Source organism: Streptomyces sp. NPDC005496, from assembly GCF_042872045.1.
In the GTDB taxonomy this organism is placed as follows: domain Bacteria; phylum Actinomycetota; class Actinomycetes; order Streptomycetales; family Streptomycetaceae; genus Streptomyces.
Genome location: NZ_JBIAJQ010000001.1, coordinates 126,198 through 147,947 on the forward strand (window position 1 = coordinate 126,198; position 21,750 = coordinate 147,947).

The 21,750-nt window shown below is 72.8% G+C and carries 20 protein-coding genes; 6 read left to right on the forward strand and 14 right to left on the reverse strand.

The genetic code is table 11. The annotated features are described in order from the left end of the window. Positions 1-150: 150 nt before the first annotated feature. From ACFYQQ_RS00570 to ACFYQQ_RS00590, 5 genes are read right to left on the reverse strand one after another with little or no spacing between them, the layout of a single operon-like run. On the reverse strand, positions 151-2,325 hold the full coding sequence (locus ACFYQQ_RS00570; protein ID WP_388902666.1) for a 3-hydroxyacyl-CoA dehydrogenase NAD-binding domain-containing protein: 2,175 nt from the start codon (positions 2,323-2,325) through the stop codon (positions 151-153). Positions 2,326-2,366: 41 nt separating this feature from the next. Next, positions 2,367-3,581 (reverse strand): acetyl-CoA C-acetyltransferase, encoded by a 1,215-nt coding sequence (locus tag ACFYQQ_RS00575; RefSeq protein ID WP_355784069.1) that lies wholly within the window; start codon positions 3,579-3,581, stop codon positions 2,367-2,369. 29 nt (positions 3,582-3,610) lie between these two features. After that, positions 3,611-4,753 carry an acyl-CoA dehydrogenase family protein gene (locus ACFYQQ_RS00580; protein ID WP_356237927.1) on the reverse strand — a complete coding sequence of 381 codons (1,143 nt, stop codon included), beginning with the start codon at positions 4,751-4,753 and terminating at the stop codon, positions 3,611-3,613. Positions 4,754-4,765: 12 nt separating this feature from the next. Continuing rightward, complete coding sequence (locus tag ACFYQQ_RS00585; protein WP_388902672.1) at positions 4,766-5,779, reverse strand: LLM class F420-dependent oxidoreductase; 1,014 nt, start codon at positions 5,777-5,779, stop codon at positions 4,766-4,768. Continuing rightward, a complete protein-coding gene (locus ACFYQQ_RS00590; protein ID WP_355793872.1) occupies positions 5,779-6,975 on the reverse strand; it encodes a CaiB/BaiF CoA-transferase family protein in 1,197 nt (398 codons plus the stop codon). Before ACFYQQ_RS00590 ends, ACFYQQ_RS00585 begins: the two co-directional genes overlap by 1 nt. A 193-nt stretch (positions 6,976-7,168) precedes the next feature. Here ACFYQQ_RS00590 and ACFYQQ_RS00595 point away from each other — a divergent pair, with 193 nt between their 5' ends. Next, a complete protein-coding gene (locus ACFYQQ_RS00595; protein WP_388902676.1) occupies positions 7,169-8,347 on the forward strand; it encodes a saccharopine dehydrogenase family protein in 1,179 nt (392 codons plus the stop codon). A 102-nt stretch (positions 8,348-8,449) separates the two neighbouring features. Here ACFYQQ_RS00595 and mmpA read toward each other — a convergent pair whose 3' ends face one another. The 4 genes from mmpA to ACFYQQ_RS00615 form a co-directional block, all read right to left on the reverse strand. Further along, on the reverse strand, positions 8,450-8,605 hold the full coding sequence (mmpA, locus tag ACFYQQ_RS00600; RefSeq protein ID WP_355792189.1) for a morphogenic membrane protein MmpA: 156 nt from the start codon (positions 8,603-8,605) through the stop codon (positions 8,450-8,452). 129 nt (positions 8,606-8,734) lie between these two features. Next, positions 8,735-9,433 (reverse strand): endonuclease V, encoded by a 699-nt coding sequence (locus tag ACFYQQ_RS00605; RefSeq protein ID WP_355792192.1) that lies wholly within the window; start codon positions 9,431-9,433, stop codon positions 8,735-8,737. 371 nt (positions 9,434-9,804) lie between these two features. Next, entirely contained in the window at positions 9,805-10,128 is a 324-nt protein-coding gene (locus ACFYQQ_RS00610; protein ID WP_356166203.1) for a plasmid stabilization protein, read from the reverse strand. A gap of 110 nt (positions 10,129-10,238) precedes the next feature. After that, positions 10,239-11,345 (reverse strand): oxidoreductase, encoded by a 1,107-nt coding sequence (locus ACFYQQ_RS00615; protein ID WP_356166206.1) that lies wholly within the window; start codon positions 11,343-11,345, stop codon positions 10,239-10,241. Positions 11,346-11,610: 265 nt separating this feature from the next. Between ACFYQQ_RS00615 and ACFYQQ_RS00620 the strand changes: the two genes are divergently transcribed. Continuing rightward, entirely contained in the window at positions 11,611-12,027 is a 417-nt protein-coding gene (locus tag ACFYQQ_RS00620; RefSeq protein ID WP_355795810.1) for an SsgA family sporulation/cell division regulator, read from the forward strand. Between the two features lie 79 nt (positions 12,028-12,106). Here ACFYQQ_RS00620 and ACFYQQ_RS00625 read toward each other — a convergent pair whose 3' ends face one another. Further along, positions 12,107-12,949: an isocitrate lyase/phosphoenolpyruvate mutase family protein gene (locus ACFYQQ_RS00625; protein WP_388902683.1), complete on the reverse strand. Its 843-nt coding sequence runs from the start codon at positions 12,947-12,949 to the stop codon at positions 12,107-12,109. A gap of 132 nt (positions 12,950-13,081) precedes the next feature. Then, positions 13,082-13,762, reverse strand: coding sequence for a GPP34 family phosphoprotein (locus ACFYQQ_RS00630; RefSeq protein ID WP_355787603.1), 681 nt, complete (start codon positions 13,760-13,762; stop codon positions 13,082-13,084). 353 nt (positions 13,763-14,115) lie between these two features. On the opposite strand from ACFYQQ_RS00630, the gene ACFYQQ_RS00635 reads away from it, so the two are divergent. From ACFYQQ_RS00635 to ACFYQQ_RS00645, 3 genes are all read left to right on the forward strand, one after another. Next, a complete protein-coding gene (locus ACFYQQ_RS00635) occupies positions 14,116-15,750 on the forward strand; it encodes an ABC-F family ATP-binding cassette domain-containing protein (protein ID WP_355787600.1) in 1,635 nt (544 codons plus the stop codon). Between the two features lie 133 nt (positions 15,751-15,883). After that, positions 15,884-16,660: a dimethylargininase gene (gene ddaH, locus ACFYQQ_RS00640; RefSeq protein WP_355787597.1), complete on the forward strand. Its 777-nt coding sequence runs from the start codon at positions 15,884-15,886 to the stop codon at positions 16,658-16,660. Between the two features lie 188 nt (positions 16,661-16,848). Then, a complete protein-coding gene (locus ACFYQQ_RS00645) occupies positions 16,849-17,826 on the forward strand; it encodes an acyl-ACP desaturase (RefSeq protein WP_355787594.1) in 978 nt (325 codons plus the stop codon). A gap of 120 nt (positions 17,827-17,946) precedes the next feature. Here the strand turns inward: ACFYQQ_RS00645 and ACFYQQ_RS00650 are convergent, their stop codons facing one another. Beyond that, positions 17,947-18,192: a WhiB family transcriptional regulator gene (locus tag ACFYQQ_RS00650; RefSeq protein WP_355787592.1), complete on the reverse strand. Its 246-nt coding sequence runs from the start codon at positions 18,190-18,192 to the stop codon at positions 17,947-17,949. Positions 18,193-18,481: 289 nt separating this feature from the next. Between ACFYQQ_RS00650 and ACFYQQ_RS00655 the strand changes: the two genes are divergently transcribed. Beyond that, positions 18,482-19,276 (forward strand): VOC family protein, encoded by a 795-nt coding sequence (locus tag ACFYQQ_RS00655; protein WP_356166222.1) that lies wholly within the window; start codon positions 18,482-18,484, stop codon positions 19,274-19,276. 58 nt (positions 19,277-19,334) lie between these two features. On the opposite strand, the gene ACFYQQ_RS00660 is transcribed toward ACFYQQ_RS00655, so the two are convergent. Then, positions 19,335-20,387, reverse strand: coding sequence for a LacI family DNA-binding transcriptional regulator (locus ACFYQQ_RS00660; protein WP_356166225.1), 1,053 nt, complete (start codon positions 20,385-20,387; stop codon positions 19,335-19,337). A 281-nt stretch (positions 20,388-20,668) separates the two neighbouring features. Continuing rightward, positions 20,669-21,682 carry a non-homologous end-joining DNA ligase gene (gene ligD / locus ACFYQQ_RS00665; protein ID WP_355785683.1) on the reverse strand — a complete coding sequence of 338 codons (1,014 nt, stop codon included), beginning with the start codon at positions 21,680-21,682 and terminating at the stop codon, positions 20,669-20,671. Between the last annotated feature and the right edge of the window lie 68 nt (positions 21,683-21,750).

Below are 21,750 nucleotides of genomic sequence, written 5' to 3' on the forward strand. Positions count from 1 at the left end.
GTGTGACGACCCGTCAGGCAGCGGACAAGAGCGCGTTCGGACCACCGGGGAGGACCGTCCGCGGAACACAAGGACCGAGGTGACTGCCCGTCAAGAGGCTCACAGAGCGCCTTTATGACGGACAGTCACCCTTCGCGACCTGGACCGACCCTACTTGTCGCTGAACTTCTCGCCCTTCTCCGCCTTCTCCACGAGCAGGGCCGGGGGCGTGAACCGCTCGCCGTAGCGCTCGGCCAGCTCACGGGCGCGCGTGACGAAGCCGGCGGGGCCGCCCTCGTACCCGTTGATGTACTGGAGCACACCGCCCGTCCAGCCGGGGAAGCCGATGCCGAGGATCGAGCCGATGTTGGCGTCGGCCACGGAGGTCAGGACGCCCTCTTCGAGGAGCCGGACCGTGTCCAGCGCCTCCGAGAAGAGCATCCGCTCCTGCATGTCCTCGAACGGGATGCGGTGGCCCGGCTTCGTGAAGTGCTCGCGCAGTCCGGGCCAGAGCCTGCCGCGCCTGCCGTCCTCCCCGTACTCGTAGAAGCCCGCTCCCCCGCTGCGCCCGGTGCGGCCGAAGTCGTCGACCATCCGGTCGATGACCGCCTCGGCCGGGTGGGTCGCCCAGGTGCCGCCCGCCTCCTCGACGGCGCGCCGGGACTCCGCACGGATCTTGCGCGGCAGGGTGAGGGTCAGCTCGTCCATGAGCGAGAGGACCTTGGCCGGATAGCCGGCCTGTGCCGCGGCCTGCTCGACGGACGCGGGCTCGATGCCCTCGCCGACCATCGCGACGCCCTCGTTGATGAAGTGGCCGATGACGCGCGAGGTGAAGAAACCGCGGGAGTCGTTCACCACGATCGGGGTCTTGTTGATCTGGCGGACCAGGTCGAACGCCCGCGCCAGCGCCTCGTCGCCGGTCCGCTCCCCCTTGATGATCTCCACCAGCGGCATCTTGTCGACGGGCGAGAAGAAGTGCAGCCCGATGAAGTCGTCCTGGCGCTCCACACCTTCGGCGAGGGCGGTGATGGGCAGCGTCGAGGTGTTGGAGCACAGCAGCGCGTCGGGCTCGACGATGTGCTCGATCTCCTGGAACACCTTGTGCTTGAGCGAGGTGTCCTCGAAGACGGCCTCGATCACGGCGTCGCAGCCGGCCAGGTCCTGTGGGTCGGCGGTCGGGGTGATGCGGGCCAGCAGCGCGTCCGCCTTCTCCTGGGTCGTGCGGCCCCGGGAGACGGCCTTGGCGCAGAGCTTCTCCGAGTAGTTCTTGCCCTTGGCCGCGGCCTCGGCGGACACGTCCTTCAGAACGACGTCGATGCCGGCCCGCGCGCACGAGTAGGCGATGCCCGCGCCCATCATGCCGGCGCCGAGGACGGCGACCCGGCGGACCGGGCGCGGCTCGATGCCGTCCGGCCGGTTGGCGCCGGAGTTGACCGCCTGGAGGTCGAAGAAGAACGCCTGGATCATGTTCTTGGCGGTCTGCCCGGTGACCAGCTCGGTGAAGTACCGGGCCTCGATGGTCAGCGCGGTCTCGAAGTCGACCTGCGAGCCCTCGACGGCGGCCGCGAGGATGTTGCGCGGCGCCGGGTAGGGGGCGCCGTTCAGCTGCTTCCTCAGGTTGGCGGGGAAGGCGGGCAGGTTGGCGGCGAACCTGGGGTTCGACGGCGTACCGCCCGGGATCTTGTAGCCCGGCTTGTCCCAGGGCTGCTGGGACTCGGGGTTGGCGTCGATGAAAGCGCGCGCCTTGGCGAGCATCTCCTCGGGCGTGGCGGCCAGTTCGTGGACGAGGCCGTTGTCCAGGGCGCGCCGCGGCGAGTACTGGGTGCCCTGGAGCAGCACCTTCAGCAGTGCGTCGGCGATGCCCATGAGGCGTACGGTGCGGGTGACGCCGCCGCCCGCGGGCAGCAGGCCGAGGGTGACCTCGGGCAGGCCGATCTTGGATCCGGGGGCGTCCAGGGCGACGCGGTGGTGGGAGGCGAGGGCGATCTCGTAACCGCCGCCGAGGGCCGCGCCGTTGAGGGCGGCGACGACCGGCTTGCCGAGGGTCTCGATGCGGCGCAGCGAGGACTTGATCGCCGTGCCGGCCTCGAACGCGCGCCGGGCGTCCTCGGGGCCGACCCGCATCATGTCCTTGAGGTCGCCGCCCGCGAAGAAGGTCTTCTTGGCGGAGGTGTAGATGATGCCGCGGATGGAGTCCTTCTCGGACTCGGCGCGCTCGGCGACCGCCGCGATGGAGTCCCGGAAGGCCTGGTTCATCGTGTTGGCGGACTGGTTCGGGTCGTCGAGGACGAGGGTGACGACGCCGGTCTCGTCCTGTTCCCAGCGGATGGTGGTGCTCTCGGTCATGAGGAGGTCTCTCCGTGTAGGTCTCGTAAGCCGCTGGGGAGTTACAGGCGCTCGATGATCGTGGCGATGCCCATGCCGCCGCCGACGCACAGCGTGGCGAGGCCGTAGCGCTTGTCCTGGCGCTCCAGTTCGTCGACGAGGGTGCCGAGGATCATCGCGCCGGTGGCGCCGAGCGGGTGGCCCAGCGCGATGGCGCCGCCGTTGACGTTGACCTTGTCGAGGGACAGGCCCATGTCCTTCACGAACCGCAGCACGACCGCCGCGAACGCCTCGTTGATCTCGACCAGGTCGATGTCGTCGATGGTCAGGCCGGCCTTGGCGAGCGCCTTGCGGGTGGCGGGCGCGGGGCCGGTGAGCATGATGGTCGGCTCGGAACCGGAGACGGCGGCGGAGACGATCCGGGCGCGCGGGGTGAGGCCGTAGCGCTCGCCGACCTCGCGCGAGCCGACGGCGACGAGGGAGGCGCCGTCGACGATGCCGGAGGAGTTGCCCGCGTGGTGCACGTGGTCGATCTCCTCGACCCAGTGGTACTTCTGCAGGGCCACGGCGTCGAAGCCGCCCAGCTCGCCGATGTCGGCGAAGGAGGGCTTGAGTTTGCCGAGCGAGTCGGCGGTGGTGCCGGGGCGCAGGTGCTCGTCGTGGTCGAGGACGACCAGGCCGCTGCGGTCCCTGACCGGCACGACGGACCGCTCGAAGCGGCCGTCCTTCCAGGCCGCGGCGGCGCGCTCCTGGGAGAGCGCCGCGTACTCGTCGACGTCGCGGCGGGTGAAGCCCTCGATGGTGGCGATGAGGTCGGCGCCGATGCCCTGTGGCACGAAGTTGGTGTTCATGTTGGTCATCGGGTCGGCGAACCAGGCGCCGCCGTCCGAGGCCATCGGCACCCGGGACATCGACTCGACGCCGCCCGCGAGGACCAGGTCCTCCCAGCCCGAACGGACCTTCATCGCGGCCAGGTTGACGGCCTCCAGGCCCGAGGCACAGAAGCGGTTCTCCTGGACGCCGGCGACGGTGTCGGGCAGTCCGGCGGCGATCGCGGCGATGCGCGCGATGTCGGAGCCCTGGTCGCCGACCGGGCCGACGACACCGAGGACGATGTCGTCGATGGCGGCCGGGTCGAGGCCCGGGAAGCGGTCGCGGATCTCGTGGATGAGTCCGACGACCAGGTCGATGGGCTTGGTGCCGTGCAGGGCGCCGTTCGCCTTGCCGCGGCCGCGCGGGGTGCGGATCGCGTCGTACACGTACGCTTCGGTGCTCACGATGAGGCCTTTCGGGAAGGGCAGGAGGGTTAGCCGAGCAGGGAACGGCCGATGATCTCCTTCATGATCTCGGTGGTCCCGCCGTAGATGGTCTGGATGCGTCCGTCGGTGAAGGCCCTGGCGACGCGGTACTCCGTCATGTAGCCGTAGCCGCCGTGCAGTTGGAGGCAGCGGTCGGCGACCCGCTTCTGCAGCTCGGTGGCCCACCACTTGGCCATCGAGGCGTGCACCGCGTCGAGTTCGCCGTTCGCGTGGTCGACGATGCAGCGGTCGAGGAAGGTGCGGGTGACGGCGCACTCGGTCGCCATCTCGGCTATCTCGAAGCGGATGTGCTGGAGCTTGGACAGCGGCCGGCCGAAGGCCTCGCGCTCCTTGACGTACGCGGTGGTGATCTCCAGCAGGTGCTCGGCCGCGGCGATCCCGGCGACGGCGATGCCCATGCGCTCCTGCGCCAGGTTCGTCATCAGGTGGACGAAGGCGCCGTCGCGCTCGCCGAGGAGGTTCTCCTTGGGCACGCGGACGTCGTGGAAGAACAACTCGGCGGTGTCCTGCGACTTCTGGCCGATCTTGTCCAGGTTCCGGCCGCGCTCGAAGCCCTCCGTGCCCCGCTCGACTACCAGCAGCGACAGCCCCTTGGCCCCGCCCTCGGGAGTCGTCCGCGCGACCACGATCACCAGGTCGGCGAGGATGCCGTTGGAGATGAACGTCTTGGAGCCGTTGAGCAGCCAGTGGTCGCCCCGGTCCTCGGCGTGCGTCCTGATGCCCTGGAGGTCGGAGCCCGCGCCCGGTTCGGTCATCGCGATCGCCGTGATCAGCGAGCCGTCGCAGAACCCGGGCAGCCAGCGCCGTTTCTGCTCCTCGGTGGCCAGGCCGGTCAGATAGGGCCCGATGATGTCGTTGTGCAGGCCGAGGGCGAGGCCGGAGACCCCGGCGCGCGTGAACTCCTCGGCGAGTACGGCGCTGTAGCGGAAGTCGCTGTTGCCGCCGCCCCCGTACTCCTCGGGCACGGCTAGCCCGAGGAGGCCCTGCTTCCCGGCCGCCCGCCAGGCCTCGCGCGAGACGATGCCGTCCTTCTCCCACTGCTCGTAGTGGGGCAGCACCTCCTTGGCCAGGAAGGTGCGGACGGTCTCGCGGAACGCGTCGTGCTCGGCGGAGAAGATCTGCCGTTTCATTGCCGGGGCCCCCTAGAGCCAGTTCTTGACGGTCTCGACCAACTTCGCCGGCTCCTCGCCGACGGGCGTGACGTTCAGCATGGTGACGCCCGCCTCGCGGAAGGCCTCGACGCGCTCACGCACGTAGCTCTCGGGTCCGCAGAGCGACATCAGCTCGCAGAACTCGTCGGGCACGGCCGCCTCGGCCTCCCGCTTCCTCCCGGAGAGGTAGAGCTCCTGGATGAGGGCGGCCTCCTTCTCGTAGCCGTACGCCACGGCGAGGTCGTTGTAGAAGTTCTTGCCGGGCGCGCCCATGCCGCCCACGTAGAGCGCGATCCGCGGGCGGGCGAGGTCGCGCAGGGCGGACGCGTCCTCGCCGATGGCGAGCACGCCGCCGGCGACGGTCTGCAACGGTCCGAGGGCCGGGTCCCGGCGGGCCGTCCCCTCCACGAGGGCGGTGCCCCACACCTGGTGCGCCTTCTCCGGGATGAAGAGGGTCGGCAGCCAGCCGTCGGCGATCTCGGCGGTCAGGCGCACGTTGGCGGGGCCGAGCGAGGCGATGTACAGCGGTACTTCGGGGCGCACCGGCCTGGTGAGGATCTTCAGCGGCTTACCGAGGCCGCCGGGCCTCGGCATGTCGGTGATGCCGTGGTGGTCGATGATCTCGCGGCGCAGGATGCGGCGGGTCAGCTCGACGGCCTCGCGGGTGCGGCCCAGCGGTTTGTCGTACGCCTTTCCGTGCCAGCCCTCGACGACCTGGGGGCCCGAGGCGCCGAGGCCGATGAGGGCGCGGCCGCCGGAGACGGCGTCGAGTCCGGCGGCCGTCTGGGCGATGAGGGCGGGGGTGCGGGAGTAGACGTTCAGGATCGCGGCGCCGATCCTCATGCGCTCGGTGCGGGCGGCCAGGTAGCCCATGATCGTGGGCGAGTCGAAGCCGTAGGCCTCGGCCACCCAGACGGCGTCCAGACCGGCGGACTCCAGGGCGGCCACCTCGTCGGCGGCCTGCCGGGGGTCGCCCGCGTAGTCGAGCGGGACGGAGAGCTCCATCAGTGGCCGTCCTCGGTGTCGCTGCCGTGCATGTCGTCGTCCTTCGGGTCGCTGTGCCGCGGGTCGCCGGGCTCCGCGAGGTGGGGCAGGCCCCAGTCGCGGGCCACGTCGGCGGTGTCGGCGCCCGGGAGGGCGGGCCCGCGGCGGACGGAGGTGGGGGTGGCGGAGAAGCGGGGTGCGGGGGCGGGCTGGGTGATGCCGCCGTGGTCGCTGAAGGTGCCGCGTGCGGCGAGGTGCGGATGGGCCGGGGCCTCGCGCAGCGAGAGGACCGGTGCCACGCACGCGTCGGAGTTCTCGAAGACGGCCGTCCACTCGTCCCTGGTACGGGTCAGGAAGCGGGCCGCCACACTCTCGCGCAGTTCGCCCCAGCGGGACACGTCCTGCCGGGCCGGGGCGTCGGCGGGGAGGCCGAGCAGCTCCGTGAACTCGTCGTGGAACCGCTGCTCCAGGGCGCCCACGGCCATGTACTTCCCGTCGGCCGTCTCGTAGGTCCCGTAGAAGGGGGCGCCGCCGTCGAGCAGGTTGGCCGCGCGCCGGTCCTGCCAGGCGCCCGCGGCCAGCATGCCGTGGATCATCGCGGAGAGGTGCGCGGTGCCGTCGACGATGGCCGCGTCCACCACCTGTCCGGCGCCGGTCGCGCGGGCGTGGTGGAGGGCGGCGAGGACGCCGACGACGAGGTAGAGCGAGCCGCCCGCGTAGTCGCCGAGGAGGTTCGCGGGGGCCGGCGGCGGGCTCTGCGGGTCGCCGATCATGCCGAGGGTGCCGGTCAGGGCGATGTACCCGATGTCGTGGCCGGCGCGCGCGGCGAGCGGTCCCTCCTGGCCCCAGCCGGTCATGCGCCCGTAGACGAGCGCCGGGTTGCGGGCGTGGCAGGCCCCGGGACCGACGCCGAGGCGCTCGGCGACGCCGGGGCGGTAGCCCTCGATCAGGACGTCCGCGCGCCGCGCCAGGTCCAGGACGCGCTCCGCTCCGTCCTCCGCCTTCAGATCGACGACCACCGACCGCTTGTTCCGGTTGGTGACGTCGTACGCCGGGTCGATCGCGAGGCCCGCGCCGCCCGGCCGGTCCACGCGCACGACGTCAGCGCCGAGGTCGGCGAGGAGCATGGTGGCGAACGGGCCGGGCCCGATGCCCGCCAGCTCCACCACGCGCACCCCGGCGAGCGGACCGTGCCCTGCCGTCCCTGCCGCTGCCATCGGGCCCCCAGCACTGTGACACCACTGATGTGACATCAGCGATGTTAAAGACGTGTTCCACACCGGACAAGCCCCTGACGAGCAAGCGCTTAGTCAATTTCCGGCCGTCTCGGCCCCTCGCCGTTCGGCCCGCCGCACCTCACGCTAGCCTCAGCCACCGGCAATGGCGCGGGACGGACTGCTGAGAGGTGTCATGACCATGCAGGACAGGGCGGGGCGGGCGTACGACATCGTGCTCTTCGGGGCCACCGGCTTCGTCGGCGCACTCACCGCGGAGTACCTCGCGGCGCACGCGCCGGAGGGGCTGCGCTGGGCGATCGCCGGGCGCAGCACCGAGAAGCTCGAACGGCTCCGGAAGAGTCTCGGGGCCACCTCGGAGGTCGGGGTGCTCCGGGCCGACGTGTCCGATCCGGACTCGCTGCGCGAACTCGCCCGCAGCGCGCGCGTGGTCGCCACCACCGTGGGGCCCTATCTGACGTACGGCGAGGAACTGGTGGCCGCCTGCGCGGACGCCGGCACCGACTACGTCGACCTCACCGGCGAGCCGGAGTTCGTGGACCTGATGTACGTCCGGCACGACGCACGCGCGCGGGAGACCGGGGCGCGGCTGGTGCACGCCTGCGGTTTCGACTCCGTCCCGCACGACCTCGGGGCGTACTTCACGGTGCGGCAGCTGCCCGAGGGGGTGCCGCTGACCGTGGACGGGTTCGTCCGTGTGCAGGGGATGTTCTCCGGCGGCACGTTCGCCTCCGCGCTCAACCAGTTCGCGCGCGGCCGGCACGTCCTGGCCGCGGCACGGGACCGCCGGCGGCACGAGCCGCGTCTGGTGGGCCGGCGGGCGTACGCGCCGCCGAGCGCGCCGCGGTTCGCCAAGGAGGTCGGCGCGTGGGCGCTGCCGCTGCCCACGATCGACCCCCAGGTCGTGCAGCGCTCGGCGCGGGCCCTCGAACGGTATGGGCCCGACTTCCGCTACCGGCACTACGCGGCCGTCGAGCACCTGCCGGTCGCCCTGGGCGGGGTCGCCGCCGTGAGCGCCCTCTTCGCGGCGGCCCAGGTGCCGCCCGCCCGGCGCTGGCTGTCCGGCCGGGTCAGGCCCGGGGAAGGGCCCGGCGAGGAGAAGCGGGCGAGGAGCTGGTTCTCGGTGCGGTTCGTCGGCGAGGGCGGTGGGCGCCGCGTCTACACGGAGGTCTCGGGCGGTGACCCGGGCTACGGCGAGACCGCGAAGATCCTCGCAGAGGGCGCGCTGTCGCTCGCGTTCGACGAACTCCCCGCGACCGCCGGGCAGGTCACGACGGTGCAGGCGATGGGCGACGCCCTGACGGAACGCCTCCGCCGGGCGGGGATCGTCTTCCGGGTCGCGGCCACGCGGTGACCGCAGGGCCAGGGGTCGCCTTACGGGTCGCGGCCACGCGATGACCGCAGGGGCGGGCGGGGCGGCTTCCTCGCGGGAGCCGCTCCCCGGCGGCCGCCTCGCCTACAGCGGCCATCCCAGGACCGTGTAGACCATGCCGGCCGTCCAGCCCAGCGCCGCGATCACGGCGAGCACGAGGGCGACCGTCACCGCGCGTTCCACGGGGCGGCCGGGGTGCAGGGGCGGAGTGGGGGCTCTGTGGGACCGGTGCGTCGTCATGCGGGCCAGCCTGCCGACGCCGCCGGGGTGACGGCATCCGTACAGCTACTCAGTTCCCGGCGGCCGACGGCACCGGGTACTCAGAGGCGAGGGTGCCGCCACGCCGACGACCGTCCTGCGACGGCCACTTCACGCCACTCCGCCCGTCGCTTCCTTCAGGGCGCGCCGGCACAGGGCGTCCGCTCTGCGGGTGGACTCCGGGAGCCGGTACTCCGGTGTGAGCGCGAGGGTGTGTGCGCTCGCGGTGTCGAGGTCGACCCGGTGGCCCACGGAGACGAACACCGGCTTCACGGCGTCCCGGGTGCGCAACGCCCGGCCGACCTCCTCCCCGTCCGCGAGGAGCGGGGACGCGCTGCCGCGCCGGGCGCCCGGCTCCTCGTACGTGAAGGTGAACGGGTTCTTGGCGACGCCGATCGTGGGCAGCCCGGTGAGGACGCCGAGGTGGCTGGCGAGGCCGAAGCGGCGCGGGTGCGCCAGTCCGTAACCGTCGCAGACGACGAGACCGGGGGCGAGGGGCAGGGCGTCCAGCGCGGCCATGACGGTCGGGATCTCGCGGAAGGCGAGCAGCCCGGGCACGTACGGGAAGGAGACCTGGCCGACGGCGGTGGCCTCGGCGACGACGTCGAGGGTCGCCGCGTCCAGCACGACGGCGGCGGCCACGACGACGTCCCGCTCGTCGTCGTACGCGACGTCGACGCCGGTCACGTGGCCGCTGCCGGGCGGCGGTCCGGGCTCGTCGCGCACGACCCGCGCCCGCAACTCGTCCTGCGTGGCGCGCGCTTGCTCTTCGGTGGCGGGCCAGCCCGCCGGGATGGGTACGGTCGTCATGGTGGTGACGAGCGTACGGGGCCGATCGCCTCGCCTCTCCGCCGGACGGGGCGGGCGCCCGGCCGGGACGGGCCGGCTGCTGAGGATGCCATCAACGCGAGGCCTGGGTCGGCGAGTTGGGTGGCCCGGACACCCGGGCCGGCGCGGTACCGGTGGCCGGTCGCCGGGTCGGCGCGCTGCCGTCGGCCGCTCGTGACCGTCGAGGACGGGGGCACGACCGTCCCGCCGGCGTTGCCCGGTACCGCCGGTGGCGCCGGGCACCGCCGGTCTTCAGACGGAGGTCCCCCGTGACGGCGGCATCCTCCTCGCCGTCACGGGGGACCGTGCCCGCTCGGACGGGGGCTGCGGGGCGCCCCGGCCGAAGGGGTCCGTCACTTGCCGAGCGCGCGCTGCAACTGCTGCTTGTTCATGTCCGAGCGGCCCTGGATCTTGCGCCGCTTGGCCTCCTCGTACAGCTGGTCGTACGTCGGGCCCTGCGAGCCCTGGTGCGAGCGCCGGCCACCGCGCTCGCCGGACGACATGTCCTTCGTGGACGTGCGGCTCGCGGTCTTGGACTCGCCGGCGCGGGCGCGCTCCTTGTTCACGGTGCGCGCCGCGATCTCCTCGGCGCGGCCCTTGCTCTCTCCGCGGTCCTGCGCGCTCTCCTTGATGTGCTCGTACTGGCGTTCCCGCTTGGGACTCGAGCCTCGGGGCATGACGGCTCACTTCCTTTCGTCGTGGGACGGGTACCGCCCTTTCCGTCCGGGCGGGTACCCCGAGTCCCCACGCAAACACGGCCCCTGGCGCGCCGCACGGCGAGCGGGCGTCAGCGTTCCAGCCGTGCCGCCCGGCCCTTCTCGCCCGACGCCCAACAGCCCAGGTCCGGCGCGCAGTCCACGGTGTCGTACGAACCGGTGTCCACCGTGCGCCAGGTGCGGCCGCCGTCCGTGGTCAGGTCGGTGCCCGTGGGACCGACGGCGAGCGCGCGGGAGCGGCTGTGCGGGAGCCAGGTGACGCCGGAGCGGTAGGCGGACGGGGGCCGGGCGGCGGGCGTCCAGTCGCGTCCCCCGTCGCGCGTGACGGCGGCGGCCCGCGGCGAAGGCTGGTCGGCGCGGTAGTCGCCGCCGACGGCGAGGCCGTGGGCCCGGTCGCGGAAGGCGAGGGCGAAGACGCCGCGGGCGGGATCACCCGCCGGGATCGGGGAGTCGGCGGCCGTCCAGGTCAGGCCGCGGTCCGCGGAGTGCAGCACACGCGCGCGTGCGGCCCCGCCGGTGGCGAGCCAGACGTCACGGGGACCGGAGGTCACCAGGCACTGACCGCTCGCCGCGAAGCCGGCCTCGCCCTCCAGTGCCGCGGGCATCCCGGCGCTCGGCAGCACCTTCCAGGAGCGGCCGGCGTCGTCGGTCGACAGGATGCGGAACCTGCCGTCCACCGGGTCGCTCATCGCGAGCCCGTGGCGGTGGTCGAAGAACGTGACACAGTCGTAGAACGCCTTGGCGTCGGTGTTGCGGAAGGACTCGGTCCAGGTCGCGCCCCCGTCGTCGGTGCGCAGCACGCGGGACGCCTCGCCCTCGCCGATCGCCAGGACGACGGCGCGGCGCCCGTCGAACGCCTCGACGTCGCGGAGTTCGAGGTCGGCGGCGCCGGGCGGCGAGACGTTCCGCCAGTGGGTGCCGCCGTCCGTGGTGCGCAGCACGGTGCCCTTGGAGCCGGCCACCCAGGCGGTGTCCCGGCCGACGGCGGACAGCCCGCGGAACCGTACGTCCGTGCCGGTGTCCTTGAGGGCCCAGTGCGGTCCGGCCCCGCCCCCTCGCGTCCCGCTCCGTGCCTGTTCCGCCTGCGCGGGTGCCGTCAGCGCGGCGGCGAGGGCCGCCGCGCAGAGTCCCACGGTGACCGTCCGGCGCGTACGTCTCGTCTTCCCCAAGCCCTTCATGGCGGGCGAAGCTAGCCCACTGTCCCGGTGCCGTCCAGATGGCCTCCGGCGGGAACCCGCGGGCCACGAGCGGGTGTCCTCCTGGGTGTCAGTCGGCGACGGGGTGAGAAACGGATCACCAAACGGAACGTTCGTCACTCCGAATGAACTCGGTGACAGAGGTCACTCGACTTTCATGTGCACGGATTGGCTCATTCCATCGTCTCTTCAAGTGCCAGATCTCGTCCGTCCGGAGTCCGTCCAGCCGTCACAAGGGAGCAAGGCGTTGTCCATCGTCATCGAGCAGCCCGTAGAGGCCCGACTCGTCGCCGCCGCGCCGCGGATGCCGAGCATTCCCGCAACGCTCCACTACGACCGGCGCGACCCGTTCGCCGTCCGCATGACGTTCCCCGCCCCGGCCACGCTCGAAGGCGTCGAGGTCTGCTGGACCTTCGCCCGGGAGCTGCTCGTGGACGGGCTCGACGGCCCCGAGGGTGACGGCGACGTACGGGTGCGGCCGTACGGGTACGACCGCACCGTCCTGGAGTTCCACGCGCCCGAGGGCACCGCCGTGGTGCACGTCCGGTCGGGCGAGGTGCGCGGCTTCCTGGAGCGTACGACGGAGCTGGTGCCCTTCGGTCTGGAGCACCTCCACCTCGATCTGGACCACGACCTCGCCGAGCTGATCCGGGACGCGTGCTGACCTCACGGAGCCGACGCGGGACACGCGCCGACAACGCGTGCCGACCGCGTACGACCGCGACGGTGACCGCGGATCCGTCCTAACGGCCGCCGCCGATCAGGCTGTTGAGCTCTCCGTAGTCGAGCCCGTCCGCCAGCGTCTCGTAGGTCCCCGTGCCCAGCAGCTCCCGCGCCGCACGACGGACCAGGGCGTGCGCCGCCTGTGCGACGACCGCCCCGGCGCTGACCCGGGCGACGCCGAGCGCGGCCAGTTCGGGGACGCCGGCCGGCATCCAGGGGCCGACCATCACGTTCAGCGGCGCGTCGATGCCCTCGACGAGCGCCTTGACGACCGCCGGGTCCGCGGCACCGGGGACGAAGACGCCGTCCGCTCCGGCGGCGACGAAGACGGCCGCCCGCTCCAGGGTCTCCTCGACGCTGCCGCCGCCGCTCAGGAAGGTGTCGGTGCGCGCGTTGACGAAGAGCGGCACGCCCGCCTCGTCCGCCGCCGCGCGGGCCGCCGCGATGCGCCCCGCCTGCTCGTCCACCGGACGGAGCCGGCCCTCGCCGTCGTGCAGCGCGTCCTCGATGTTCACGCCCACGGCTCCGGCCGCGAGTACCGCCCGGACGGTGTCCTTGACGCCCTCGGCGTCGTCCGCGTAGCCGCTCTCGATGTCCGCCGTGACCGGGATGCGCACCCGGGCGGCGATCCGCTCGACCGCGGCGAGGGCCTGCCCGCGGTCGAGGCGGTTCCCGTCGGCAGCGCCCAATTCCCAGGCGATTCCCGCGCTGGTGGTGGCCAGCGCGGCCGCGCCCGCATCCTCGACGAGCAGCGCGCTCACCGTGTCCCAGGCGTTGGGGAGCACGAGCGGGCGGCCCGGGACGTGCAGGGCGCGGAAGGCGACGGCGGAGGCGTGCAGGGCGGAGGTGTCGTGATGCGTCATGGACAGGAGCCAACCACCCCTCCCCCAGGGCCGGCTGGCGAGAATCCGACATGTGCGTGAGGCGGCGCCGCCCGGCCGAAGGGCCCCGCCCGACGTCGGCCACCCGCTCGGGCGGCCGGCCCCGTGCCTCGCTCAGCCGCCCGTCCCCGCCCCGGCGGTCGACGCGGCCGTCACCGCGACGATCATCGCCGTGCGCACCTCCTGGATGACCTTCTTCAGCGCGGGGGCCGCCGCGCCGCTGCGCTCGGTGAGTTCCTCGATGCGCGCCCTGTGCTGCTTGCGGTCCCTGCCCGACACGAACGGGCGCAGTTCCGCCGCCGCGGCCAGCGCGACGAGCGCCGCGTCACGGTCGGAGATCTCGGCGACGGGCCGCGGCCCTTCCAGCACCTGCCGCGCCTCCTCGCGCAGCGCCGCCACCACCGGCACCCGCGCCAGCTCGTACTCCACGGAGGGGAAGATCCCGAGCACCCGCTTCTTGCGCGCCAGCAGATAGCCGTCGGCGGCGAGCTGCGCGCGCAGGGCGTCGAGGGTGACCCGGGCCCGCAGCGTCACCCACGTCTTCCACTTCCGCGGGCGGGACTCCTCCACGAGTTCCAGCAGGCCGTCGAGGACGAGATCGCCGGTGCGGCCGTCCGCGTCGGCCGGGGTGGCGATGCCGTCGACGTCGGCGAGCAGCCCGCGCTGGGCCAGCTCGGTGAGGGCGCCGGCGCGGACCAGGTGGTGGAGGTGGGTCGCCCCGCTGACCTTGAGTTTCGTGGTGTCCCAGGCCAGCAGGTAGAGCCGGGCGGGCAGCGAGAGCGAGCCGTCGGGCACGGAGTCTCCTTCACGTGGTCGGGGGGCGGAGCCCACCGTAGGCGGTAGGGGCCGGGCGGCGCGTCGGCTCGCCCCGCCGCCCCTCTTAATCCCGTTGACAGCCCCGGAGCCCCTTCCTACGGTGGAAAGGTCCTGTTGCCGCCGATTGGAGAAGGACGTTGCTCGTCTGAGGTCCTGAGACACCGCGTCACACACAGCCGGTCCGTCCGGCACCGGTGTGCGCAGCGTGCGACCTCGGCGTATGAGCCGTCCTCCCGGCACGGGCCCCTTCTCCACCGCCCCTCCCGGACTGTCGTCACCTCGCGGTGTCCCGAACGCGTTCCCCCGACCGCACCAGGCAACCGCGAGGCGTCATGTCCACCTTCCCCACGTCCGTCACCTGTACGTCCCTGTCCTTCGCCTGGCCGGACGGCACTCCCGTCCTCCAGGACCTCCAGGTCTCCTTCGGCCCCGGAAGAACCGGCCTCGTCGGTGCCAACGGCGCCGGCAAGTCGACGCTGCTGAAACTGCTCGCGGGCGAACTCGCCCCGGGCGACGGCACGGTGCACGTCACGGGCGAGGTCGCCTACCTGCCGCAGAACGTCACGCTCGACACCGCCCTGCGGGTCGACGAGGTGCTCGGTGTCTCGGCCGCCCGCGCGGCCCTGCACGCGATCGAGGCCGGCGACGCGGCCGAGGAGCACTTCGCGGCCGTCGGCGACGACTGGGACGTCGAGGAGCGCGCGGAGGCGGTCCTCGGCGAACTCGGTCTCGGCGGTATCGGTCTCGACCGCACCGTCGGGGAGCTCTCGGGCGGCGAGTCGGTGCTGCTGCGGCTGGCCGCGCTGCTGCTGCGCCGCCCCGACGTCCTCCTGCTCGACGAACCGACGAACAACCTCGACCTGTACGCGCGCCGACGGCTGTACGCGGCGGTCGAGGCGTGGTCCGGGGTCATGGTGGTGGTCAGCCACGACCGTGAACTGCTGGACCTGGTCGACCAGATCGCCGAACTGCACTCCGGGGAGGTCTCCTGGTACGGCGGCAACTTCTCGGCGTACGAGGAAGCGCTCGCCGGCGAACAGGAGGCGGCGGAGCGCATGATGCGGGTCGCCGAGTCCGACCTGCGCAGACAGAAACGCGAACTGGCGGACGCACAGGTCAAGTTGGCCCGTCGCAGACGCTATGGGCAGAAGATGTACGAGCAGAAGCGCGAGCCCAAGATCGTCATGGGAGCGCGCAGGCGGGCGGCGCAGGAGTCCGCGGGCAAGCACCGGATCCTGCACGAGGAGAGGCTCGTCGAGGCCAGGGAGCGTTTCGACGAGGCCGCCCTCGCCGTACGGGACGACGACGAGATCCGCGTCGACCTGCCGCACACGGCAGTGCCGCCGGGCCGCACCGTGCTCACGCTGCGCGACCTGGAACTGCGATACGGCGCCCGGGTCCGAGGGGGCTTCGACCTTCGCGGGCCCGAGCGGGTCGCGCTGATCGGGCGCAACGGCGCGGGCAAGACCACGCTGCTGCGGACGATCGCCGGGGAGCTGGCGCCGGTGTCCGGGGAGGCGCGGGCCGAGGTGCCGACGCGGTTCCTGCCGCAGCGGCTCGACGTCCTCGACGAGGAGCTGACGGTCGCCGAGAACGTGGCCCGGTTCGCGCCGGGCGCCACGAACAACCGGATCCGGGCGCGGCTGGCCCGCTTCCTGTTCCGGGGCGCGCGGGCCGACCAGCGGGCGGCGACCCTGTCCGGCGGCGAGCGGTTCCGGGCCACGCTGGCCGCGCTGATGCTGGCGGAGCCCGCGCCGCAGCTCCTGATGCTCGACGAACCCACGAACAATCTCGACATGGCGAGCGTCCGGCAGCTCACCGCGGCCCTGGAGTCGTACGAGGGGGCGCTGATCGTGGCCGCCCACGACGTGCCGTTCCTGGAGTCGGTCGGCATCACGCGCTGGCTGCTGCTGGAGGGGGGCGAGGTGACCGAGACGACGGCGGAGGCGGTCGCGCGTCCCGCCTGAGCCGCCGCACCGGTGGGGGCGCCACGGCGCCCTCACCGGGTCCGACCCGCCCCCGCCGGCCGCGGGGGCTTTTGTGCGGGCGGGTCAGCCTGCATGATGTGCGCCAGACCCCTGCCGATTCGGAGATCCGTACGTGCCCAGCAAGAAGGCCCTCGTCCGCCGCCCCGGCCCCCGCCTCGCGGAGGGCCTGGTGACGCACCTGGAGCGCGCGGAGGTCGACGTCGACCTCGCTGCCGCGCAGTGGGAGGCGTACACGGAGGCGCTGCGCACGCACGGCTGGGAGACGGTGGAGGTGGACCCCGCCGACGACTTCCCGGACGCGGTGTTCGTCGAGGACACGGTGGTCGTCTTCCGCAACGTCGCGCTGATCACGCGCCCGGGGGCCGAGTCCCGGCGCGGCGAGACCGCCGGCGTGGAGGAGGCCGTGGCCCGCCTCGGCTGCTCGGTGAACTGGATCTGGGATCCGGGCACCCTCGACGGCGGGGACGCCCTCAAGATCGGCGACACCGTGTACGTGGGGCGCGGCGGGCGGACCAACGCTGCCGGGGTGCAGCAGTTGCGCGCGGCCTTCGAGCCGCTCGGGGCGCGGGTCGTCTCCGTGCCGGTGAGCAGGGTGCTGCATCTGAAGTCGGCGGTCACCGCGCTGCCCGACGGCACCGTCCTCGGGCACGTCCCGCTGGTGGACACGCCGTCGCTGTTCCCCCGCTTCCTGCCGGTGCCGGAGGAGTCCGGCGCGCACGTGGTCCTGCTGGGCGGCGGAAAGCTGCTGATGGCGGCGAGCGCGCCGAAGACCGCCGAGCTGCTCGCGGACCTCGGGTACGAGCCGGTGCCGGTGGACATCAGCGAGTTCGAGAAGCTGGAAGGCTGTGTGACCTGCCTCTCGGTACGGCTGCGAGAGCTGTCCGTCTGAACCTGCCCGGCCTCACCCGATCGGTGCTTTGGCCTGCGTGTCCGCGCATGTGCGGCCCGAAGGCGGGAACCCGCTGATCAGCGTCCTTTACGGCGTTCTTAACCTACGGTCTCGTAACCTACGGGTACGTAGCCTACGATGCCGTAGGTTAATTCCGCTCTCCGCTCGCACGTCCCCCTGGAGCTTCTGTGACGACGACCACTCCCCAACTCGGCAGCCCGTCCAACGTCTGGACCGACGCTCGACTGCTGTACGCCCTGGAGGAAGTGGTCGAGACGGAACTCAACCGCCACCTCAAGGTGGCGAAGGACTGGATGCCGCACGAGTACGTGCCGTGGAGCGACGCCCGCAACTTCCCCGGGCTGTTCGAGGACGGCGAGGCCTGGGACAAGGAGCAGTCCAAGGTCACCGAGATCGGCCGGATCGCGCTCGTCGTGAACCTGCTGACCGAGGACAACCTGCCCAGCTACCACCACGAGATCGCCTCCCTGTTCGGCCGGGACGGCGCCTGGGGCACCTGGGTGCACCGCTGGACCGCCGAAGAGGGCCGGCACGGCATCGTGATGCGCGACTACCTGCTCGCCTCGCGCGCGGTCGACCCCGACAAGCTCGAAGCCTTCCGCATGGTGCACATGAGCGAGGGCTTCGAGTCGGACAACCGCCACTCGATGCTGCACTCCGTGGCGTACGTCGCCTTCCAGGAGCTGGCCACCCGCATCTCCCACCGCAACACCGGGCACCAGTCGGGCGACCCCGTCTGCGACCGCATGCTGGCGCGCATCGCGACCGACGAGAACCTGCACATGGTCTTCTACCGGAACCTGCTGAAGGCCGCCTTCGAGCTCGCCCCCGACCTGACCATGCAGGCCGTCCGCGACGTCGTCGTGAACTTCCGGATGCCCGGTCACGGGATGCCCGGGTTCGAGCGTGCCGCCGCGCAGATGGCGATCGGCGAGGTCTACAACATGCGCATCCACCACGACGACGTGCTCCAGCCGGTGCTGCGCCACCTCAGGGTCCTGGAGATGGACGGTCTCGGCCCGGAGGGTCTGCGCGCGCAGGAGGAGCTCGTGCTCTACATGCGCGGCCTGGACTCGGAGGCCTCCAAGTTCGACGAGAAGCTCGCGGCCCGCAAGGCGCGGATGGCGGCCCGCGCGGCCGGCTGACCCGCCCGCCCCGGCCGTCTCACCCCGCCCGCCCCGCCTGCTTCACCCCGTTCGACACGTACGGCCGGTTCCCCCCGGGACCGGCCGTACGCGTGTGTGTGCCCGCCCGCCGGCCCGCGGTCACTCCTGGGCCCGCCGCAGGCCGAGCCGCTCCTTCTCGGAGAGGCCGCCCCAGACGCCGAAGCGCTCGTCGTTGTTCAGCGCGTACTCCAGGCACGCGGTGCGCATCTCGCACATGCCGCAGATGCGCTTCGCCTCGCGCACCGAGCTGCCCGGCTCGGGAAAGAAGAAGTCGGCTCCGGTCTGCGCGCAGAGTGCCTGCTCCCGCCACGCCAGGTCGGGCTCGATGATCGTGTCGATGTGCATGACGGGATCGTCCCGCGCGGCGAAAAACGTTCGATCAACGCCGGATCAACGACTCGGCGCGAACCCCTCGCGGACCCCGACTATGGCCCCGCCCGACCGGCCGGCGCACGGCGGCGCGCGGAACGGGCGAACGGATTCCGGAACTCCGTCAGGCCCGGTCCCGGCCCCCGCGCCGCTCTGCCACGGACGGACACCGGGGCCCGTCCGCACGCCCGGCGGCGGTTGTCGGTGGGCGGTGCCAGACTCGGCAGAGCAGGCAACGGGACCCCTCACCGGAGGAGGGCACATCATGCTCACCACCCGTTTCGTCGACGGCGCTCCGAACTGGGTCGACGTCGGCACCCCCGACATCGACGGCGCCACGTCCTTCTACGGAAGCCTCTTCGGCTGGCGGTTCCAGTCGGCGGGGTCCGAGTCGGGCGGTTACGGCTTCTTCCAGCTCGACGGGAGGACCGCCGCCGGCGGTATGCAGACCACCCCGGAGCAGGGCCCGCCGTCCTGGTCCGTGTACTTCCAGAGCCCCGACGCGCAGGCCACCGCCAAGGCGGTCGAGCAGGCCCGGGGCACCGTCCTCATGCCGCCCATGGACGTGATGGGCGAGGGTCACATGGCCGTCCTCGCGGACAAGGCGGGAGTGCCCTTCGGCGTCTGGCAGCCGGCCCGGATCAAGGGGGTGGACGTGGCGGGCGACCCCGGCTCCCTGCGCTGGATCGAGCTCTACACCCAGGACGTCCCGGCGGCCGCCGCGTTCTACCACGCCGTGTTCGGCTGGGAGACGTCGGCGTTGCCCTTCCCGGGCGGCACCTATACCTGCGTCAACCCGGCGGGCACCGAGGCCGAGGGCATGTTCGGCGGGCTCGTCCCGCTGGCCGGCGACCCCACCGAGGCGGGGAGCGGCGCGTACTGGCTGCCGTATTTCGAGGTCACGGACACCGACGCCACCGTCTCGCTGGCCCAGGAGCTGGGCGGCACGGTGCGCATGCCCGCCACGGACCTGCCGGACGTGGGCCGTATCGCCAAGCTCGCCGACCCCTACGGGGCGCGCTTCGCGGTGATCAGGAGCGCGCCGCGGCAGCAGGGCTGAGGCGAGCCGGGGCCGGTCCGCGTCCGGGCGGCTCGCCGCCTGCTCCGCCGGCCTGATCTCAGGCGGAGGCCCGGCGCACCAGCGTGGTCGGCAGGACCACGCCCGACGGCTCGCCCGCCGGGGACTCCTTGGCGCCGCTGCGGTCGAGGTCCCGCAGCAGCATCCGTGCCATCAACCGGCCCATCTCCTCTATGTCCTGACGGACCGTCGTGAGCGGCGGGTCGGTCTGCTCGGCGACCGGCTGCATGTCGTCGAAGCCGATCACGGCGACGTCCTCGGGCACGCGCCGCCCGTGTTCACGCAGGATCCGCAACGCCCCCGAGGCCGTCAGGTCGTTGGCGGCGAACACGGCGTCCACGTCGGGACAGCGCTCCAGAAGCTCCCGCATCGCCCGCTCGCCGCCCCCGGAGGTGAAGTCGCCCTCCGCGATCAGGCTCGGGTCGGCGTCGACCCGCCCGTCCCGGAACCCGTCGAGCCGGTCCACCGCCGAGGTCTGGTCGAGGGGCCCGGTGATGTGCGCGATCCGGGTGCGTCCGAGCCCCACCAGATGACGTACGGCCTCCCGGGCGCCGCCGCGGTTGTCGCTGTCGACGTACGCCGGGGACGCGGAACCGGGCGCTCCGTCGCCCCAGCCGGGCCGGCCGCCGAAGACGGTCGGGACGCCGGCGCCGAGGATCAGTTCGGGCAGCGGGTCGTCCAGGTGCAGCGAGAACACGAGCGCGCCGTCGACATGGCCGCCGGCGAGATAGCGGCCGACGCGGGTGTGGTCGTCGCGTCCCTCGGTCAGCAGCAGCACGAGCTGGGTGTCATGCGCCGTCAGTTCCTTGCTGATGCCCCGGAGTTGGAGGCCGAAGAAGGGGTCGGCGAAGACCCGGGTCTCCGGTTCCGCGATGACCACCGCCACGGCGTCGTGGCGCCGGGTGACGAGGCTGCGGGCGGCCTGGTTCGGCACGTACCCGAGTTCCTCGACGGCCCGTCTGACCCGCTCGACCAGCGGTTCGCGCACCCCGTCGCCGCCGTTGACGACACGCGACACGGTGGCCCGGGAGACCCCGGCCCGCGCGGCCACGGCCTCCAGCGTGGGGCGCGACTCTGTCGTCGGCTCGGTCACCTCAGGGCTCCTCCTCGCGGTTGCGGATCAGGATAGCCGCGGGGGCGACACCGCGTACGGGGGCTTCACGCCCGGCGACCGTAGGGCGGCCGGCGGTCGTGCGTGCCGATCTCGGACGTCGGAGGCGTCGCGTGGTCTGCCGGGGCTCGCGTCTGAACGTCCAGCAGAAGCCCTGGACGCGGTGGGCGGTGCTCGACGTCGGCGTCGGGTGAGGGGTGCCGGCGCGGAGGCGAGAGGCGGCGCGTCCTCCGCTCGTGCGGTTCCGCCGCCCCGTCAGGGTGTCAGGGCGTACGCCTGGCGCGGCTCGGCTGGACGCGCTTCGGTTCGCCCGGCATCTTCGGGTACTCCGGCGGGTACGGCAGGTCACCGAGGCCGTGGTCGTGCTCGTCGCGGCTGGCGAGTTCGAGCAGGGCCTCCAGCGAGAAGGCGTGGTCGTCCATGTCGGCGTGCACGTCGCCCAGTTCGGCGAAGCGCGCCGGCATGGTCGCCAGGTCGAAGTCCCGGGGCACGGCGACGCCCACCTCGTCCCAGCGCAGCGGCGCGGACACGGGGGCGTGCGGGCGGGGGCGCACGGAGTAGGCGGAGGCGATGGTGCGGTCCCGCGCGGTCTGGTTGTAGTCGACGAAGATCTTCTCGCCGCGCTGCTCCTTCCACCAGGCGGTGGTCACCTGATCGGGCATGCGGCGTTCCAGCTCGCGCCCGGCGGCGATGGCGGCCCGGCGCACCTGGGTGAAGGTCCAGCGCGGCTCGATCGGCACGAAGACGTGCAGTCCCCGGCCGCCGGACGTCTTGGGCCAGCCGCGCAGTCCGCCGTACTCGTGGAGCACCTCGCGCAGTTCGTGGGCGGCGCGCACCGCGTCGGCGTAGTCGGTGCCGGGCTGCGGGTCGAGGTCGAGCCGGAGTTCGTCGGGGTGGTCGACGTCGCCCCCGCGCACCGGCCAGGGGTGGAAGGTGAGCGTGCCGAACTGCGCGGCCCAGACGACGGCGCCCACCTCGGTGGGACACATCTCGTCGGCGGTGCGGCCGCTGGGGAAGGCGATGTGGGCGGTCGGGATCCAGTCGGGCATGTTCTTGGGGGCCCGCTTCTGGAAGAACGACTCGCCGGTCACGCCCTCCGGGTAGCGCTCCAGGGTGGTGGGGCGGTCGCGCAGCGCGCGCAGGATGCCGTCGCCCACGGCGAGGTAGTACCGGGCCAGGTCCAGCTTCGTGAATCCGCGCTCCGGGAAGAAGATCTTGTCCGGGCTGGACAGCCGCACCGTCCTGCCCGCCGCCTCGAGTTCCACCGCATCGCCCATGCGAGCCACGGTAGGCGCCGTGCACATACCTCGCACACCGGGCGAACCGCCCGGGAAGCCCGCAGAAT